At 71.3% G+C, this 17,168-nt stretch carries 15 protein-coding genes; 5 read left to right on the forward strand and 10 right to left on the reverse strand.

All coding sequences use genetic code 11. The features are described 5' to 3' along the window. The first annotated feature begins 3 nt into the window (after positions 1-3). Positions 4-792, forward strand: coding sequence for an SDR family NAD(P)-dependent oxidoreductase (locus KV106_RS03780; protein WP_261206196.1), 789 nt, complete (start codon positions 4-6; stop codon positions 790-792). Between the two features lie 44 nt (positions 793-836). Further along, positions 837-2,033: a porin gene (locus KV106_RS03785; RefSeq protein ID WP_261206198.1), complete on the forward strand. Its 1,197-nt coding sequence runs from the start codon at positions 837-839 to the stop codon at positions 2,031-2,033. 11 nt (positions 2,034-2,044) lie between these two features. Here KV106_RS03785 and KV106_RS03790 read toward each other — a convergent pair whose 3' ends face one another. The 3 genes from KV106_RS03790 to KV106_RS03800 form a co-directional block, all read right to left on the reverse strand. After that, entirely contained in the window at positions 2,045-2,725 is a 681-nt protein-coding gene (locus KV106_RS03790; RefSeq protein ID WP_261206201.1) for a class I SAM-dependent methyltransferase, read from the reverse strand. A 34-nt stretch (positions 2,726-2,759) separates the two neighbouring features. Then, entirely contained in the window at positions 2,760-3,515 is a 756-nt protein-coding gene (locus tag KV106_RS03795) for an SDR family oxidoreductase (protein ID WP_261206203.1), read from the reverse strand. Positions 3,516-3,751: 236 nt separating this feature from the next. Continuing rightward, complete coding sequence (locus tag KV106_RS03800; RefSeq protein WP_261206205.1) at positions 3,752-4,726, reverse strand: GlxA family transcriptional regulator; 975 nt, start codon at positions 4,724-4,726, stop codon at positions 3,752-3,754. 151 nt (positions 4,727-4,877) lie between these two features. On the opposite strand from KV106_RS03800, the gene KV106_RS03805 reads away from it, so the two are divergent. Then, positions 4,878-5,813 (forward strand): amidohydrolase family protein, encoded by a 936-nt coding sequence (locus KV106_RS03805; protein WP_261206207.1) that lies wholly within the window; start codon positions 4,878-4,880, stop codon positions 5,811-5,813. 16 nt (positions 5,814-5,829) lie between these two features. Here KV106_RS03805 and KV106_RS03810 read toward each other — a convergent pair whose 3' ends face one another. From KV106_RS03810 to KV106_RS03840, 7 genes are read right to left on the reverse strand one after another with little or no spacing between them, the layout of a single operon-like run. Continuing rightward, the gene (locus tag KV106_RS03810; RefSeq protein ID WP_261206209.1) at positions 5,830-6,960 is read right to left on the reverse strand and encodes an SMP-30/gluconolactonase/LRE family protein; all 1,131 of its coding nucleotides are present in this window, start codon (positions 6,958-6,960) and stop codon (positions 5,830-5,832) included. Between the two features lie 36 nt (positions 6,961-6,996). Further along, positions 6,997-7,887 (reverse strand): alpha/beta fold hydrolase, encoded by an 891-nt coding sequence (locus tag KV106_RS03815; RefSeq protein WP_261206211.1) that lies wholly within the window; start codon positions 7,885-7,887, stop codon positions 6,997-6,999. Beyond that, positions 7,884-8,699, reverse strand: coding sequence for a shikimate dehydrogenase family protein (locus tag KV106_RS03820; protein ID WP_261206213.1), 816 nt, complete (start codon positions 8,697-8,699; stop codon positions 7,884-7,886). Before KV106_RS03820 ends, KV106_RS03815 begins: the two co-directional genes overlap by 4 nt. After that, positions 8,692-9,510 (reverse strand): sugar phosphate isomerase/epimerase family protein, encoded by an 819-nt coding sequence (locus tag KV106_RS03825; protein WP_261206215.1) that lies wholly within the window; start codon positions 9,508-9,510, stop codon positions 8,692-8,694. The genes KV106_RS03820 and KV106_RS03825 overlap by 8 nt, the downstream gene beginning before the upstream one ends. Beyond that, positions 9,507-10,949, reverse strand: coding sequence for an FAD-dependent oxidoreductase (locus KV106_RS03830; RefSeq protein WP_261206217.1), 1,443 nt, complete (start codon positions 10,947-10,949; stop codon positions 9,507-9,509). Before KV106_RS03830 ends, KV106_RS03825 begins: the two co-directional genes overlap by 4 nt. Before the next feature lie 23 nt (positions 10,950-10,972). Then, the gene (locus tag KV106_RS03835) at positions 10,973-11,800 is read right to left on the reverse strand and encodes an alpha/beta fold hydrolase (RefSeq protein WP_261206219.1); all 828 of its coding nucleotides are present in this window, start codon (positions 11,798-11,800) and stop codon (positions 10,973-10,975) included. 10 nt (positions 11,801-11,810) lie between these two features. Next, positions 11,811-12,818 (reverse strand): Bug family tripartite tricarboxylate transporter substrate binding protein, encoded by a 1,008-nt coding sequence (locus KV106_RS03840; RefSeq protein WP_261206221.1) that lies wholly within the window; start codon positions 12,816-12,818, stop codon positions 11,811-11,813. A 123-nt stretch (positions 12,819-12,941) separates the two neighbouring features. Between KV106_RS03840 and KV106_RS03845 the strand changes: the two genes are divergently transcribed. Together KV106_RS03845 and KV106_RS03850 are read left to right on the forward strand one after the other, a co-directional pair. Beyond that, the gene (locus KV106_RS03845; RefSeq protein ID WP_261206223.1) at positions 12,942-13,829 is read left to right on the forward strand and encodes a LysR substrate-binding domain-containing protein; all 888 of its coding nucleotides are present in this window, start codon (positions 12,942-12,944) and stop codon (positions 13,827-13,829) included. A gap of 169 nt (positions 13,830-13,998) precedes the next feature. After that, positions 13,999-17,151 carry a PAS domain-containing protein gene (locus tag KV106_RS03850; protein ID WP_261206225.1) on the forward strand — a complete coding sequence of 1,051 codons (3,153 nt, stop codon included), beginning with the start codon at positions 13,999-14,001 and terminating at the stop codon, positions 17,149-17,151. Positions 17,152-17,168: the final 17 nt, after the last annotated feature.

Raw genomic sequence — 17,168 nt, forward strand, 5'->3', positions numbered from 1 at the left:
TCAATGAACTTCTCCAACGCACTTTCCCTGGCGGACCGCACGGCCTTCGTGACCGGCGCGGGCGCCGGACTCGGCCGTTCCGTGGCAAGGCTGATGGCCGCCGCGGGTGCATGCGTGGTCTGCGCCGATATCGATGCCGATGCCGCCGAGGCCACGGCCGCCGAGATCAGGGCCACGGGCGCCACGGCCCACTCCCAGGGACTCGATGTCACCGACAGGGAGGCCGTGCGGGCGGCGGTGCGCGCCGCCTGCGCCCGCACCGGCAGACTGGACGCGATGTGCAACATCGCGGGCGTCCCCGGCGACGGCCAGCAGGTCGCCGACCTCGACGAGGCCTCCTTCGATCGCGTCTTCGCGGTGAATTTCAAGGGCGTGCTGTTCGGCAGCCAGGCGGCGCTGGAATGCATGACGGGCGCGAAGCGCGGCGCCATCGTCAACATGGCCTCGTCGGCCATCGATCTCGCCTTCCCGGGAAGCGCGAGCTATTCGGTCGCCAAGTCAGCGGTCGTGATGTTCACCAAGACCCTGGCCACTGAAGCCGGGCCGCTCGGCATCCGAGCCAACGTCGTGGCGCCGGGCTTCGTGCCGACGCGGCTTTCCATGCTGCGCAACGATGACGACGATGCGACGCGACAGGCCTATCTCGCGGCCTGGGCCCAACGCGCGCCGCTGCAGCGGGTCGGCGATGCGGACGACATCGCGCATCAGTTTCTCTACCTGGCCTCCGACGCCGCATCGTTCGTGACCGGGCAGATCCTGCGCGCCAACGGGGGAGCCACCATGCCCTGGTAGGCGCACCGAGAGAACCGCACGAGAACAACACCAGAGGAGACACGATGCATCGATTTCTTTTTGCGCTCTGCGCCCTGGGCGCCGCCGAGCTGGCCACGGCCCAATCGACCGTCACGATATTCGGTGTGGTCGACATGTCGCTCAGCAGCTTTTCCAACAGCGAGCACGACCCCTTCAGTCAACGCACGACGACACGCCGGCTCGTCGCCCTGACGCAAGGCGGCCTCAACAAGAGCCGCCTGGGATTCCGCGGCACCGAGGACCTGGGCGGCGGACTGTCGGCCAGCTTCTGGCTTCAATCGGGCATCGTTCCCGACGATGGCTCCCGGGGTATCGGCGACTTCAGGGATCGCTCCACCGTGAGCCTGTCGGGCACCTTCGGCGAGTTCCGCCTGGGACGCGACTACACGCCGAGCTTCAACAGCGAGGCCATGGTCGATCCCTTCAACGAAACCGGCGCCGGCCTCAGCCTCTTGTCGGCGGCCAATGTCTTCGATCCCCTGGGCAAGGCCGGCGGCTTGGGCGGCAACGTCAACTATGTGCGGGGGAGCAACGCGATCAGCTACTTCCTGCCGCCCGATCTGTGGGGGCTCTACGGCCAGGTCATGCACACCCTCGGCGAGGACGACAACCCGCCGCCCGCCGCCAACCCCTGGAGCGCCCGCCCGCGCACGGACCGCTACTCGGGCATTCGCCTGGGCTATGCCGCCGGCCCCTGGAACCTCTCGGGCGCGTACGGCCGCAGCAAGGTCGGCGACAGTTCTCGCGTCGACCGCAGCGAGCGGGTCCGCTTCTTCAACATCGCCGGCAGCTACGACTTCGCCACGCTCAAGTTGATGGCGGAGTATTCGAGGACCAGGGCTTCGGGCCAACGCGCCACGGCATCGGGCCCGGCCCCGCTCCCCGACACCGGCTTCCGCGGCTACCTGGTGGGACTCACCATGCCCCTGGGCGCCGGCATGCTGCGCGCCTCGTACGCACGCGTGCGCTACGACGAACTCCTCGTTCCCGGCACGCTGGCGGGCACCGCCAGGCCCCGGATCGACAAGTGGGCCATCGGCTATGTGCACAACCTGTCGCTGCGAACGGCGCTCTACGCGACGGTCTCGCGCCTGACAAACCGCGAAGGCCCCCGGTTGAACCTGGGAGGGCCGTCCTACGGCAGCGCACCCAGCTCCGCATTCCCGCGCCAGCCCGGCGCATCGACGGGGTACGAGCTGGGTCTGCGGCACTGGTTCTGAGGCGCCGACCACTACGCGTAAGCCACCCACCCCCTGAACGTGAACCCCACGTAGAAGAGCTGCACCTCACTGAACCCCGCCTCGCGCAGGATCGCCTCGTCCTGCGCCGGCGACAGGATCGCCAGCTCCTTCTGCACCTTCTCGCTCGTGGCGGCCGCCTGCTTCGGGTCGGAGCCCGACGACACGAGGAAGGCCGCGTAGCGTTTCATCCAGGTCTCGCGCTGGCCCTCGCCGTCCTCCACGCTGAGGTGCGCGACCACGAAAGGCGCGCCGGGCTTCAGGCGGCGATGGATCTCGCGCGCCGTCGGCAGGCGCTGGTCAGGCGGCACGAAATGGAAGGTCAGCAGGCAGGTCGCGCCGTCGAAGGGGCCTTCGGGCGCGTCCTGCACATAGCCTTCGTGCAGGGCCACGCGCGACGTCAACGGGCCCAGTCGCCGGGCCGCGAGATCGAGCATCGGCGCGCTCGGGTCGACGCCGTCGATGCGCCAACCGGGGTTGGCGAGCGCGAGGTCCTCGAGCTCGAGGCCGCCACCGGCGCCCACCACCAGCACGCGGCCTTCCGCCGGCACGCGCTCGGCCAGCAGGATGCGCGTCATCGGCAGCAGGCCGCTGTGGCCGGGCACGTTGCGCTTCGGGCCCTCCGCGTACTTGGCGACCGCGTCGGCACTGTTGAATGCACTGTGAGAGTTCATCCAACGATGATGGCATGGCGCCCTGGCGCGCGCTTCAGCAGGGGTTCAGCGACGCGAAGACGGCCTCGTAGCGGCCATCGCGCTCGGCCCAGCGACGCGCGTGATCGCGTTCGAGCATCAGTTCGCCGTGCGGATGATCGCCGCGCTCCAGCTGTCGCATCACCTCCGCCACGTAGGCGCCCACGGGCATGGCGCGCGGATCAGAGGCCTGCGCGCTGCCGGTGAGTTCGGTCTGCACGTAGGGCGGTGCGAGTTCGAGCACCTCGACCGGCACCGCGCGAAGCTGGTGGCGCAGCGACTGCAGCCACGAGTGCAGGAAGGCCTTGGTCGCGCAGTAGACCGGGAAGTCCGCGCGCGGCACGAAGGCCAGCGCCGAGCCAGTCGCGATGAAGCTCGCATCGGGCCGGCCCTTCAACAGCGGCAGGAACGCCGCCGCCGTGCGCAGCACGCCGAGGATGTTGGTCCGCACCATTGCTTCGGCATCGGCGGCGGTCCAGGCGTCGGCGCGCATGTCTTCCGCGCGCGAGATGCCGGCATTGGCGATCAGCACGTTGAGCTCGGGAAAGCGCTCGCGCACCTCCCGCGCGACGCGTGGCAGCGACGCGGGATCGTCGAGGTCGAGCCGCAGGCCGAACAGGCCGGGCCGGCCGGCCGTGACCTCGTCGAGCAGGGCCTCGCGCCTTCCGGTGACGATGACGCGGTTGCCGCGCCGATGCAGGGCCTCGGCGAGCGCGCGGCCGATGCCGCTGGTGCCGCCCGTCACGAGGATGGTGTTGCCGCTGGTTTTCATGGGTGCTGTCTTTCGATGGGTTGGGGTCATGGAGAAAGCCATGGCAACCCTCGCAGCACGCTTCGGCGAGCAGGATGAACGAGAGGAAGAGAGAGGGCATACCGTGGCGTCTTTGCATCGAGATCTCCCTGCTGGGAACCCCTCGACAAAGGACGCGTTGGATGACGGTAACGCCTACGGCAGCGCGCCGCGAAGGCGACTGCGAGCCGGATTGTCCGCGTGCCCGCGCGTCGCCGTCAAGCCCTGGGCCGCGCGGCGCCGAAGTTCGCGCGGTACTGCTGCGGCGTGACGCCCAGGCGGCGCAGGAACACCGCGCGCATGCGATGCGCGTCGTGGAAGCCGCAGGCAAAGGCCACGGTCTTCATCGGTGCCTGGCCGTTCTCGAGCATCACGCGCGCCGCATCGAGCCGCGCGCTCTCGACGAATTCGGCCGGCGTGAGCTTCGCGTCGCGCGCGAAGGTGCGCGCGAAGCTGCGCTCGCTCATGTGGGCGACCCGCGCCAGCACCGCCACCGTGAGCTCGTCGCCCAGGTGCGCCATCACGTACTGCTGCACCTGTGCGACCGACGAGGCCGGCTCGAGCCGTGGCGTGAGGAAGGGACTGAACTGCGACTGCCCGCCCGCGCGCTGCGTGAACACCACGAGCCGTCGGGCCACGTGCAGCGCCACCTCGTTGCCGTGGTGCTGCGCGAGCAGGTAGAGCGACAGGTCGATGCCCGCCGTGACGCCGGCCGAGGTGTAGAGCTTGCCGTCCTGGTTGAAGAGCCGGTTCGATTCGACGCGCGCGCTCGGGCACAGGCTGGCCAGCGCCGCCGCGTCGTTCCAGTGCGTGGTGACGGTGCGGCCATTCAGCAGGCCGGCACGCGCGAGGATGAAGGCGCCGCTGCAGATCGAACCGAAGCTCGCGGCCCGCGCGCTCGCGGCCTCGAGCCAGCGGTACAGCGCCGGATCGAAATGCTGCCGCACCAGCGCCGGACCGCCGGCCACCAGCAGCAGGTCGAAGGCATCGTCGACCTCGGCATAGTGGCGATGCGCCTGCAGCGAGAGGCCGTTCGAGCACGGCATGGTGCCGTGCTCCACGCCGATGGTCTCGAGCCGGTAGTGGTCCTCGTCCGGCAGGAAGCGGTTGGCTTCGGAGAACACGTCCATCGGGCCGCTGACGTCGAGCGACTGGACGCCGGAGAAAACGAGCAGGGCGACGGTGCGGTGCATGGCGGCGGGGAGTCGATCGGGATCGGTTCGGGATTCTGGCGCACCGCGGGCTTCGAGGCTTGAAAAACGCCGGACCTCGTTCGTCTTGAGGACTTCGAGTCGAGGAAGGTCTTCCCCCGGGAAACTCCTCCCTGCTGCACGAGGAAACACCATGGATCGGATCGATCGCCAACGACTGCCCCGCCTGGCACGCGCGCTCTGCCTGCACGCAAGCCTGCTGTGGGCCGCGACCCTGCCCGCCTGGCCGCAGAGCTCGCCATCGCCCGCCGTGCCCACGATCCCCTTCGCCGACGCGCACGTGCATCTCAACGACCTCGCGATGCAGCTCGCGCTGATGGACCGCTGGGGCGCGACGCATGCCGTGGTGTTCTGGGGCGGGCGCAGCAGCAACGAATCGGTGTCCGAGGCCGCGAAGCGCCATCCCGACCGGCTGATCCCCTTCGCCTCGATCTCGCCCGAGCGCAGCATCTACCGCCCCGGCTGGAGCGCCGACGATCCGGCCCTGCTCGCGCAGCTCGACGCGCTGCTGGCCACCGGGCTCTACAGGGGAATCGGCGAGATCTCGGCGTCGCACTTCCCGGCTTCGGGCTTCGCTGAGACCGACTACAGCCCGACCGGCGCGACCATGACCGGCATCATGGTGCTCGCACGCAAGTACCGGCTGCCGGTGATGGTGCATGTGGAAATCACGCGCATGGCCGAGTTGCAGCAGATGCTCGAGCGCTTCCCCGACGTGCCCGTGATCTGGGCCCACGGCGGCTACACGCCGCTGTTCCTCGCGCGGCGACTGCTCGATCGGCATCCGAATCTGCACTACGAACTCAGTGCGCGCACCTGGCCGCGCCATCCGCGCTCGCCCGACTACACCGTGCTGCGCGACGGCCAGAACGTCTGGCCCGAATGGCTCGCGCTGATCGAGGCGCAGCCGCACCGCTTCCTGATCGGCACCGACGCGAGCCACCGCTCGGCCGACACCGAGACGATGAAATTCGCGAGCGTGCAGAACTTCCTGGTCCAGCTCAGTCCCGATGCGCGTGCGCTGGTGGCGCGCGGCAACCTGCTGCGGCTGGTGGGCATGCAGCCTTGATCGCCCGCGGCCGGAATCAGTGCGCGGGCGCCGATCCGTTCTTGCCCACGCGCAGCCGGTAGACCTTGCCCACGCCCACCGTCGCCACGTACAGCATGCTCGCCTCGGCACCGCGCCCGAAGCCGACGTTAACGGGGCTTTCGCGGTTCGGCAGCACGAGCCGCGCCACGAGTTGGCCCGCGGGCGTGAGCACGTAGATGCCCGGCCCGCCGGGCGAGGACGGTAGCGCGAGGTAGACATTGCCTTCGGCGTCGGTGGTCATGCCGTCGACGCAGCCGGCCTTCTCGAGGTCGAGCAGCACGCGCGGCGAACCGGGCTGGCCCGCGGCATCGAGCGCATAGGCCAGCAGGCCGCCCGAACCGGTGCGGTCGAGCGGGGCCGGGCCCTGCTCGCCGAGCGCGTTGCTGCCGGGATCGCACAGGCCCGCGTAGAGCGTGCGCCCGTCGGGCGAGAGCTCGACGCCGTTGACCTTGGCGTTGTCGCCGAGGATGCGGACGATGGGCCACAGGCCCTTGGCGCCGCTGCCCGCGGCCGGCGGGTCGAGGCGGTAAACGGCATGGATGCGCTGCTCGATGGTCTCGGGGCCGAACAGCCGCAGGTCGGAGAAATAGATGCGGCCCGCGCGGTCGATGGCCACGTCGTTGGGCGCATTGAGCTGCCGGTTGTCGTGGAAGTAGGCGACCACGCGGTAGTCGCCGCTGCGCAGGTCGGTGACCGACACACGGCGGCCGCCGAAGTCGGCGCCCTCGGCCGCCACCAGGCGGTCCTGCGCGTCGATGGCCAGGCCCGCGGCCATGTTGCTGGGCTCGCGGAACACGCGTGGCCGGCCACCCGGCGGAATCACCCAGATGCGGCCACCCTGCACGCCCCTGGCGTCGCTGCAGCCGACCGAACGCGTGATCTCGGTGAAATAGACGCTGCCATCCGATGCGGTGGCGATGCCCTCCATCACGCCGCAGCCGCCCGCATGCACGGTCTCGAACGCGGTCGATGGAAAGAACTCCTGCTGGCGAGTGAGCGTCGCGTCCTGCAGGCCGCTCAGGCGCACGGGTGGCTGGGGTTGCGCGTGCGCAAGGGTGGACTGCAGCAGCGCCAGCGCGATGCACAGCGGCGCCAGCAGGCGCGAACGCAGGGTCCTGTCTCTCATGGTCTTCTTCTCCTTCGTGAATCCGGGTAATGCCATTCAGGCATGGCGCCGCAGGAACGGCAGCACCTGTGCCAGCACCTCCGCGGGCGCCTCCTCGGCCATCAGGTGGCCGCAGTCGACGGTGCCGCCCTCCACCGTGTCGGCCCAGGTCTTCCAGACTTCGGCCGGGTCGGGCTGCGCGGTGTTCGACGCGCTCCACAGCACCTGCACCGGGCAGGCCAGGCGACGGCCGGCCGCGAGGTCCTCGCGGTCGTGCTGCAGGTCGATCGAGGCGGCGGCGCGGTAGTCCTCGAGCATGGCGTGGCGCACCGATTCCTTCGCGAAGGCGCGGTGGTACTCGGCCAGCGCCTCGGGCGTGACGGCGTCGACCTTCTGCACCATGTTGCGCAGGGTCCAGTCGAGGTAGTAGGCGGGGTCGGCGCGCAGCATGCGCTCGGGCAGGTCGAAGGGCTGCGCGAACAGGTACCAGTGGAAGGCCTTGAGCCCGAAGGCCATGCCGGCGCGCTTCCACATCTCCTCGGTGGGAATCACGGTGAGCGAGACGAAGCAGCGCACGGCCTCGGGCGTGTCGAGCGCCAGGCGGTAGCCCACGCGCGCGCCGCGGTCGTGGGCCATGACAGCGAAGCGCTCGAAGCCCAGCGCGCGCATCAGCGCGAGCTTGTCGGCGGCCAGCGTGCGCTTGCAGTGGTTGAGGTGCAACGGATCGCCGGCGGGCCCGGTGCTGTCGCCATAGCCACGCAGGTCGGGCGTGACCACGGTGAAATGCCGCGCGAGCACGGGCGCGACGCGGTGCCAGGCCACATGCGTCTGCGGGTAGCCATGCAACAGCAGCAAAGGCGGTCCGCTGCCGCCGACTTCGACTTGGATTCGCGCATCGCCGAGTTCGATGTTGCGCGCCTCGAAACCGGGGAAGAAGGGCGCGCTCATCGCAGCACCTCGGCGAAGAAGTCGGCCATGGCCTCGAGCTGCTCGTCCATCATGTGGCGACCATGGACGATGCGCGCGCCCATGGATTCGGCGAGCGCGAGCAGCGCGGTGGTGGGCGGCTCCATGATCACGTCGGCCACCGCCTGGCCCGCGCGGATCGCCGAGGGCGCGATCGGCAACGGATCGTCCGCGCGCATGCCGGCGGGCGTGGCGTTGACGAGCAGGTCGCGCGGGCTCTCGCCATCCCATGCGCCGGCGTTGCAGCCCGATGCGCGCAACCGCGCGACGAGATCGGCGCGTTTCGCATCCTCGGCATCGCGGATGTCGATGGAGGCGGCACCCGCGGCGGCGAGCGCGAAGGCGATCGCATTGCCCGCGCCACCGGCGCCCGCGAGACCGACGCTGCGGCCCCGCACCTCGAAGCCGTTGCGCACCAGGCCCGCGAGAAAGCCGGCGCCATCGAGCAGCTCGCCCTGCCAGCCCTGGCCATGGCGGCGCAGCACGTTCACGGCGCGGGCTTCGCGCGCCGCGCGCATCAGCTCGATCGGCAGTGCCGCCACCTGCTGCTTGTGCGGCACCGTGACGACGATGCCCGCGAGGTTGCGCACCACGTGCAGGCTTTGCAGCAACGGCACCACGTCGTCGGCGCGCACATGCAGCGGCACCAGCACGGCATTGAGGCCGCGCCGCTGCAGGCGCTGCGTCAGCGGCAGCGGCGCCTTCACCTGCGCGACCGGGTCGCCGATGATGCCGAGCACGGCGGTGCTGCCGTCGAGCTTGAGGCCGTTCCAGTCGAGGGTGTTGTCAGGCATGGGCGAAGCCGTTTCGTTGCAGGAATGACGTGGTGGCGCGATAGGCGGCCGCGGCGCGCGCATGCGGCTCCATGGTGGCCATGCGGATGGCGCTGGGCGCCTCGACCGACAGTAGCGCATCGCCGGCCAGGGAGGCGAGCAGCGCGGCCAGCGGCAGCGCGCCCTCGCCCGGAAACAGCCGGTGGGCGCGGCCTTCCTCGGCGGGCGAGAGGCCCGGGTGGCGCTGCGCGGGCGCGTCGTTGATCTGCATGAAGCCGTGGTCGATGCGCTCGGCATGCATCTGCGCAGGCTGGCAGCCGGCACGGCAGAAGTGCAAGGCATCGACCACGATGCGTGCATCGGACGCCGGCACCGCGGCCACCAGCCGCTGCGCATCGGCCAGGCTGCGCGCGGCGGTGTAGACCATGAACTCGACGCCGAGCGACAGCCCGTGCGGCCGCGCCCGTTCGGCCAGCGCGGCGATGCCGTCGGCGGCGCGCGCGAGGTCGGCATCGTCGACATTGACCATGAGGCAGCGCGCGCCCAGCGCCTGCGCCGATTCGAGCACGCTGGCCAGGGCCGCGGCATCGAAGTCCGGCTTGATGCGCGCGATCTCGATGTCGTGCACCGCCATGCCCAGGTCGCTCAGCCGCGCCAGCGTCTCGCGCAGCATCGCGCCGCCCACGGCCATCGGGAACGGCGCCTCGCCGAGGCGCGCGGGCAGCAAGCGGATGCCGACACCCGCGAAGCCCGCCGCATGCGCGGTCTCGACCAGCCGCGGCGGCGTCGCATCGAGCATGCCGAGATGGGCCAGTGCGAGCCGGAAGCTCATGCGGTCGCCTGCGCTTCCGTTGCCACCGGCGTGGTCTGCCGCAGCGGCACGCCCTGCGCGATCAGCAGCGCCTGCAGCCGGTTCACGTCGACCTCGCGCGGCAGCACGCCCGCGTCGGCCGCCAGCGCGGCGGCGGTGCCGGCCGCCTGACCCGTGAGCCAGCATTGCGGGATCTCGCGCATGAAGCCGTGCGAGTTGGTGTCGCACGAGATGTGCTTGCCCGCGGCGAGCACGCCGTCGAGCCGCTCGGGCACCAGCGCGCCGTAGGGCACCGAGATGTTCGGGAATTTCGGCGAAGGACTGGGGCTGATGCCGATCTCGTCGGCCTCGACCGCGCCCGCGTCCCAGTCCGCGCGCCGCACGCTCTTGACGCCCGCGAGTCGCCGGCCATGCCGGGTGCCGATCTGCGGCGCCATCAGCATAGTCCAGGCCTGCTCGAAGCCCGGCGCATGCGCGCGGTAGAAAGCCAGGTGCTCGGCCATGCTGCGGCGCGACTCCCATTCGACCTGCGTCATCTCGTCGACGTCGAGCGCGCTGAAGCCCGACTTGCGCGGACCGAGGAAGGTGGCGACGTCGTCGCGCCAGGAGACGATGGGCTTCTCGAAGCTGCCCAGCGTCTCGCGCCCCCGCGCCAGCAGCGCCGAGTAGGCCTGCGGCTGGCGCGCGCGGAAGTCGAGCCAGCGCCGCATGTCGACGCCCGCGAACAGCCACGAGGTGTTGATGCAGTGGTGGATGTCGTGCGCGTCGATGTCGGACGAGAAGGCCGCGCCCGCGGCGGCGTAGAGGTCGCCCTCGCCCGTGGTGTCGACCACCACGCGCGCGAGGATGGCGCGCCGGCCCTGCTTGCTCTCGAACACGGCGCCGGTCACGCGCCCGGCCTCGGCGATCGGCGCGACCATCCAGCCGTGCAGGATCAGGTCGACGCCGGCCTCGCGCACCATCTGGTGGTACACGCCCTTGAGCATCTCGGGGTCGATGGTCGGCGAATGGGTCACCACGCCATGGAAGGCCGCGGTGCGCAGCGACCAGTGCTCGGCCTTGGCCGCGTCGCGCGAACCCCAGTCCTCGCGCGGCGGGCCCGCGACGGCATCGCGGCCCAGGCGGTCCATGAACTCGGCCGCCAGGCCCTGGATCACGTGCCGGCCCGACCAGTCGGTCATGCGGTCGATCCAGATCACGAGGCCGCCGGTCGACAGGCCGCCCAGGTGGTTGTAGCGCTCGAGCAGCACCGTGCGCGCGCCGCTGCGCGCCGCCGCCACGGCGGCCGCCACGCCCGACGGGCCGCCGCCGAGCACCAGCACATCGCAACGCTCGTGCACCGGCACCTGGCGCGCCGGCTCGGTGATGTGGCCGTGCGGCTGGCGCGCGCGGCGCTCGCCCTGGCGCGCATGCACGTCGGAGCGGAAAAAATGGCGTTCTTCGGGGGTCAGGGTTCCCATCGCGAGGCTTTCATTCAGGTCAATCAGGAGGACGAAGCGGCCGGGGCCGCGAGATCGGTCAGCAGTTCGCTCAGTGCCGCGGGCGCGGTGACCATGGCGTCGTGCCCGGTGGCCAGCGTGCGCAGCCGCCAGCCGGCATCGGCGCGCACGCGCGCCTTGGTGGGTTCGAGCGTGGCGATCGGGTCGCCCGTGCACTCGATGTAGGTCTTGGGCAGGCCGTTGCCCAGCGGCGCCTTCAGCAGCAGCGGCTGCAGGTAGGTGCCCACGGGCTGCGGCGTGAGGTGGCGCGCGACCCAGGCCGCGTCGGCCGGGTCCTTCACGCCGAAGGCCGAGGGTGGCAGCGCGGCGGCGGCGCCCACGCCGCCGCCCGTCTCGCGGATGGCCTTCAAGCGCTGCTCGACCACGGCCGGCGGGAAGTCCGAGAACAGGCTCTTGCCGGGCTCGAGCAGCAAGGCATCGAGGTAGACGAGCTGGCGCAGCCGCTGCGGCACGCGGTCGGCCACGCCCGAGATCACGATGCCCGCATAGCTGTGGCCCACCAGCACCACGCGCTCGAGCTCCTCGAACTGCAGCAGGTTGACGACGTCTTCCACGTGCGTGTCGAGATTGATCTGCGGCGAGATCAGGTGGCGCCGCTCGCCGAGGCCGGTGAGCGTGGGCGTGTACACCGCGTGGCCGCGTTCGCGCAGCCGCGCCGCCACGCGCGACCAGCACCAGCCGCCGTGCCAGGCGCCGTGCACGAGCACGAAGGTGGAGGGCTGTGCCGCACGCGCCGGTTGCGCGAGGGCGGCCGATGCGAGCCCGGCACCGGCGATGCCGGCCGCGCCCGAGAGGAGGTGTCGCCGTTTCATGCGCGGCCCCTCATTCGCCGCGCACGCCGGTGCGCTGGATCACGCCGCCCCACATCGCCGTGTCCTGCGCGATGGTGCGCGTCAGCGCCTCGGGCGCGGTGCCCAGCGCCTGCCAGCCCTGGTCGAACAGCCGCTGCCGCACCTCGGGCGCCTTGAGGATGCGCGCGATCTCTTCCGACAGCCGCTGCGCCACCGGCGCCGGCAGGCTCGCGGGGCCGAAGATCGCGTTCCACGAGGCCACGTCGAAGGACTGGCCGGCCGCCAGCGCCGACTGCAGCGGCGGCAGGTCCGCGAAGGCCGGGAACGGCGCCGCGGTGCTGACGCCATAGAGCCGCAGCCGCCCGTTGCGCGCCTGCGGCACGGCGATCGACGGGATCATGAACGACAGGTCGATCTGCTGGCCCATCAGCGCGGTCGCCACCTGCGGAAAGCCCGGAAACGGCACGTGCACCGCCTGGATGCCGCTCAGCGTCTTGAGCAGCTCCATCGCCAGGTGCGAGCCCGAGCCCGGCCCGACCGAGCCGTAGCTGAGCCGGTCGCCGCGCGACCTGGCATGGGCCAGCAGGCCGCGCAGATCGGTGGCGGGCATGTCGGTGCTGCCGGCCAGCACGAAGGGGCTGCTGCCCACCAGCGAGATCGGGCGCAGGTCGCGCGCCACGTCGTAGGGCACGGCGGGGTTGAGCAGCTTCGCGGTGGTCAGCGGGCCGTTGCCGGTCAGGCCGATGGTGTGGCCATCGGTGGCCCGGGCCACCGCGGTCACGCCGATGGTGCCCGCGGCGCCGACCTTGTTCTCGACGATCACCGCCTGGCCCAGCGCCTGCGCCAGCGGATCGGCGACGGTGCGCGCCAGGGCGTCGGGCGAGGAGCCCGGCGGAAAGCCGACGACCAGGCGCACGGGCTTCTGCGGCCAGGGCGCCGCGGCCCGCGCCGGCCGCACCCAGGCGGGCACGACCGAGGCCGCGAGCGCGCCCTGCAGCAGGCGCCGCCGCGGCGGCGAGAAAGACGGGGGGTGATGCATGGATGCGGTCTCCTGTTCGGGCTCATGAGGTCCCGTGAGGCCTCATTCTTGACCCGCGATTCAGCTCGGAACGTGATGTTTGATGATCGCTTCCATCACGTTCCGTGATTGAATCGAGGCCCCATGCCGACCCCGAACACCCCCGCCCCGCGCAGCCACACGGCCGACATCGACCTGCTGCGCGTGTTCGACACGCTGGTGCGCATCGGCAGCTTCACCACCGCGGCCAAGGCGCTGTCGCGCACGCAGTCGGCGGTCAGCATGCAGATGCGCCGGCTCGAGGAGCAGCTCGGCGTGCAGCTGGTGGAGCGCGGCAGCCGCAAGCTGGTGCCCACGGCCGAGGGCCTGCAGCTGCTGCCGCTGGCGCGCCAGATGCTGCGGCTCAACGACCAGCTGTTTCGCGACGTCGATGCGCAGGAGGTCTCGGGCAGCGTGCGCCTGGGATCGATCGAGCACTACGCCACGCGCGTGCTGCCGGCGCTGATCGCCGAGTTCTGCCGGCTGCATCCGCGCATCCACGTCGAGCTGCAGCATGGCGTGTCGTCGCTGATGCATGCGGAGCTGGGCGCGCGCTACGACATGGTCATCGGCATCGGCCCGGTCGGTTCGGGCGAGGGGCTGCCGCTGTCGAAGTCGCGCATCGTCTGGGCCGCCGCGCCGGGCTCGTCGACGCACCTGCAGCGGCCGCTGCCGCTGGCGCTGAATCCCGAGGGCGCGATGCTGCGCGACTGGGCCACCCATGCGCTCGACCGCGCCGGCATCCCCTGGCGCATCGCCTACACCAGCACCACGGTCACCGGCCTCGAGGCCGCGGTGCGCGCCGGCATCGCGGTGGGCGTGTTCCGCGAGGCCACGATCTCGAAGCGGCTGCGCATCCTAGGCGCCAAGGAGGGCCTGCCCGCGCTGCCCGAATCCGAGGCCTGGCTGGCCACCGCGCCGCTGCCGGGGCGCAAGGCGACCGAGCTGCTCGAGGCGTTCCTGATCCACCGATTGCGCAAGTCGCAGCGCTGAACGGCGCACCGGCGGAGCAGCCTCCCGCCCTGTCAGCGCTCGCCCTCGGCCGGGACTGAAACCCGCTGACTTCCCGCCGGCACCGGGCCCCTCTATATTTGCCGGCAATTCCGCCCGGCGAGGCGGCGGCGACGGCGAGGCTGCGGCTCGCCCACGAAAGGCGCAGGCAATGGTGGACGGTTCCGGCAACACGCAGCGAACGGACGACGAAGGAGAACGCACGCACCTGGCCTTCCTCGAGGGCGGCGGCGAGCTGGGCCGCCTGGTGCGCGACTTCCCCTGGGAGCGCACCTCGCTCGGGCCGATCGCCACCTGGCCGCAGAGCCTGCGGACCGCGACCAGCCTGCTGCTGCGCTCGCCGGTGCCGATCGTCATGCTGTGGGGCGAGCCCGGCTTCATGATCTACAACGACGCCTACTCGGTGTTCGCGGGCGGCCGCCATCCGCAGCTGCTGGGCTCCGAGGTGCGCCAGGGCTGGCCCGAGGTGGCGGACTTCAACGACCACGTGATGAAGGTCGGCCTGGCGGGCGGCACCCTGGCCTTCAAGGACCAGGAGCTGGTGCTGCACCGTCACGGCAAGCCCGAGCCGGTGTGGATGAACCTCGACTACTCGCCGGTGCTCGACGAGAGCGGCCGCCCCGCCGGCGTGCTGGCGATCGTCATCGAGACCACCGAGCGCATCCGCGCCGAAGCCGCGCTGCGCGAGAGCGAAGCGCGCGCCAGCGGCGTGCTCGAGGGCATGGCCGAGGGCTTCGTGCTGGTCGATGCCGGCTACCGCGTGCTGGCCATCAACGCCGAGGGCATGCGGCTGGAGACGCGCTCGCGCGAGGAGATCATCGGCCGCACCCTGTGGGAGGCCTGGCCCGGCACCTTCGAGAGCGCCTTCGGCCGGCTCTATCGCCAGGCGATGGGCGAGCGCCGGCGCGTCGAGATCGAGCACTTCTACACCTGGCCCAGCGGCCGCAGCGCCTGGATCGAGATGCGCGCCTACCCCTCGGGCGACGGGCTCGCGATCTTCTACCGCGACATCTCGGAGCGCAAATCGGTGGAGGAGCGCGAGCGCTTCCTGCTCAGGCTCAGCGACACGGTGCGCGACCTCGCCGACCCGGTGGCGGTGACGAGCGCCGCCGCCGAGCTGCTGGGCCGCCACCTCGCGGTGGGGCGCGCGGGTTATGGCGTGGTCGATGCCACGCAGAAGAACGTGACCGTGGCACGCGACTGGAGCGCCGGCGCCCTGTCCAGCCTCGCGGGCGAATCGCGCGTGCTCGACGGCTTCGGCCCCGAGGTGGTGGCCGAGCTCAAGGCCGGGCGCACGCTGGTCATCGCGGACTTCCGCGCCGATGCGCGCGCGGGCGGCGCGTATGCCGACACCTGGGAGAGCATCGGCACGCGCGCGCTGGTCGTGGTGCCGCTGCTGCGCGCGGGCGCGCTGCGGGCCGTCTTCTACCTGCACGAAGCCGCGCCCAGGCCGTGGATGCCCAACGAGATCGAACTGGCCGAGTTGACCGCCGAGCGCACCTGGGACGCGGCCGAGCGCGCGCGCGTCGAGGCGCGGCTGCGCGACAGCCGCGACCGGCTCGCGATGGAGACCCAGACGCTGGAGATCATCAACGCCACCGGCGCGCAGATCGCGGCCGAGCTCGACCTGCAGAAGCTGGTGCAGCACGTGGTCGATGCGGGCGTGGAGCTCACGGGCGCGAGCTTCGGCGCCTTCTTCTACAACGTGCTCGACGAGGCCGGCGAGCGCTACATGCTCTATTCGCTCTCGGGCGCCGACCGCGCCGCCTTCGAGAACTTCGGCATGCCGCGCGCCACGCCCGTCTTCGCGCCCACCTTCCGCGGCGAGGGCGTGATCCGCTCCGACGACATCCTCGCGGACCCGCGCTATGCACAGAACCCGCCCAACAAGGGCATGCCCCGCGGCCACCTGCCAGTGCGCAGCTACCTCGCGGTGCCGGTGGTCTCGCGCTCGGGCGAGGTCATCGGCGGGCTGTTCTTCGGCCATGTGCAGACCGGCATGTTCAGCGAACGCTCGGAACGCGTGATGGTCGGCCTGGCCGCGCAGGCCGCGATCGCGATCGACAATGCGCGGCTGTTCGATGCCGTGCAGCATGCCAACACCCAGCTCGAGGAGCGCGTGAAGGCGCGCACCGCCGAGCTCGAACTGGCGCACGAGCGGCTGCACCAGTCGCAGAAGATGGAGGCCGTGGGCCAGCTCACCGGCGGCATCGCGCACGACTTCAACAACATGCTGGCCGTGGTCATGGGATCGCTCGAGCTGCTCAAGCGCCGCATGGGCGACAGCGACCCGCGCGCCCAGCGCTACACCGAATCGGCCATGGACGGCGCGCGCCGCGCCGCCGTGCTGACCCAGCGGCTGCTCGCCTTCTCGCGCCAGCAGCCGCTGCGGCCCGAGGCTATCGACGCCAACAAGCTGGTGGCCGGCATGTCCGACCTGCTGCGCCGCGCGCTCGGCGCCGAGGTTCAGCTCGAGACCGTGCTGGCCGGCGGCCTGTGGCGCGCGCACGCCGACCCGAACCAGCTCGAGAACGTCATCCTCAACCTCGCGGTGAACGCGCGCGACGCCATGCCCGAGGGCGGCCGCCTCACCATCGAGACCCAGAACGCCCACCTCGACGGCCACTATGCGACCACCCACCTAGGCGTGCCCTCGGGGCAGTACGTGATGATCGCCGTGACCGACACCGGCATGGGCATGAGCGAGGAGGTCATCGCCAAGGCCTTCGACCCCTTCTTCACCACCAAGGGCGTGGGCAAGGGCACCGGCCTCGGCCTGAGCCAGGTCTACGGCTTCGTCAAGCAGACCGGCGGCCACGTCAAGATCTATTCGGAGGTCGGCCATGGCACCACCGTCAAGGTCTACCTGCCGCGCTTCGCCGGCGCCGGGGGGGACGATCCCGATGCCGAGCGCGCCGACGAGGTGCCGCTCGGCGAGATGCAGGAGGTGGTGCTGGTGGTGGAGGACGAGCCGGCCGTGCGGCAGTTCAGCGTCGACGCGCTGACCGAGCTCGGCTACCGCGTGCTCGAGGCCGACGGCGCCGCCGCCGCCCTGCGCCAGCTCGAGGCCCATCCCGAGATCGCGCTGCTGTTCACCGACGTCGTCATGCCCGAGGTCAACGGCGCCAGGCTCGCCGAGGAAGTGCGCCGCCGCTGGCCCGCGGTGAAGATCCTGTTCACCACCGGCTACACGCGCAACGCGGTGGTGCACAACGGGGTGCTCGACGCGGGGGTGGAGCTGATCGGGAAGCCGTTCACGCTGGAGGCGCTGGCGGTGAAGGTGCGGCAGGTGCTGGAGGGCTGAACCCGCCAGCACCCCGC

This window comes from Variovorax endophyticus (assembly GCF_025376855.1).
Taxonomy (GTDB): Bacteria; Pseudomonadota; Gammaproteobacteria; order Burkholderiales; family Burkholderiaceae_C; genus Variovorax.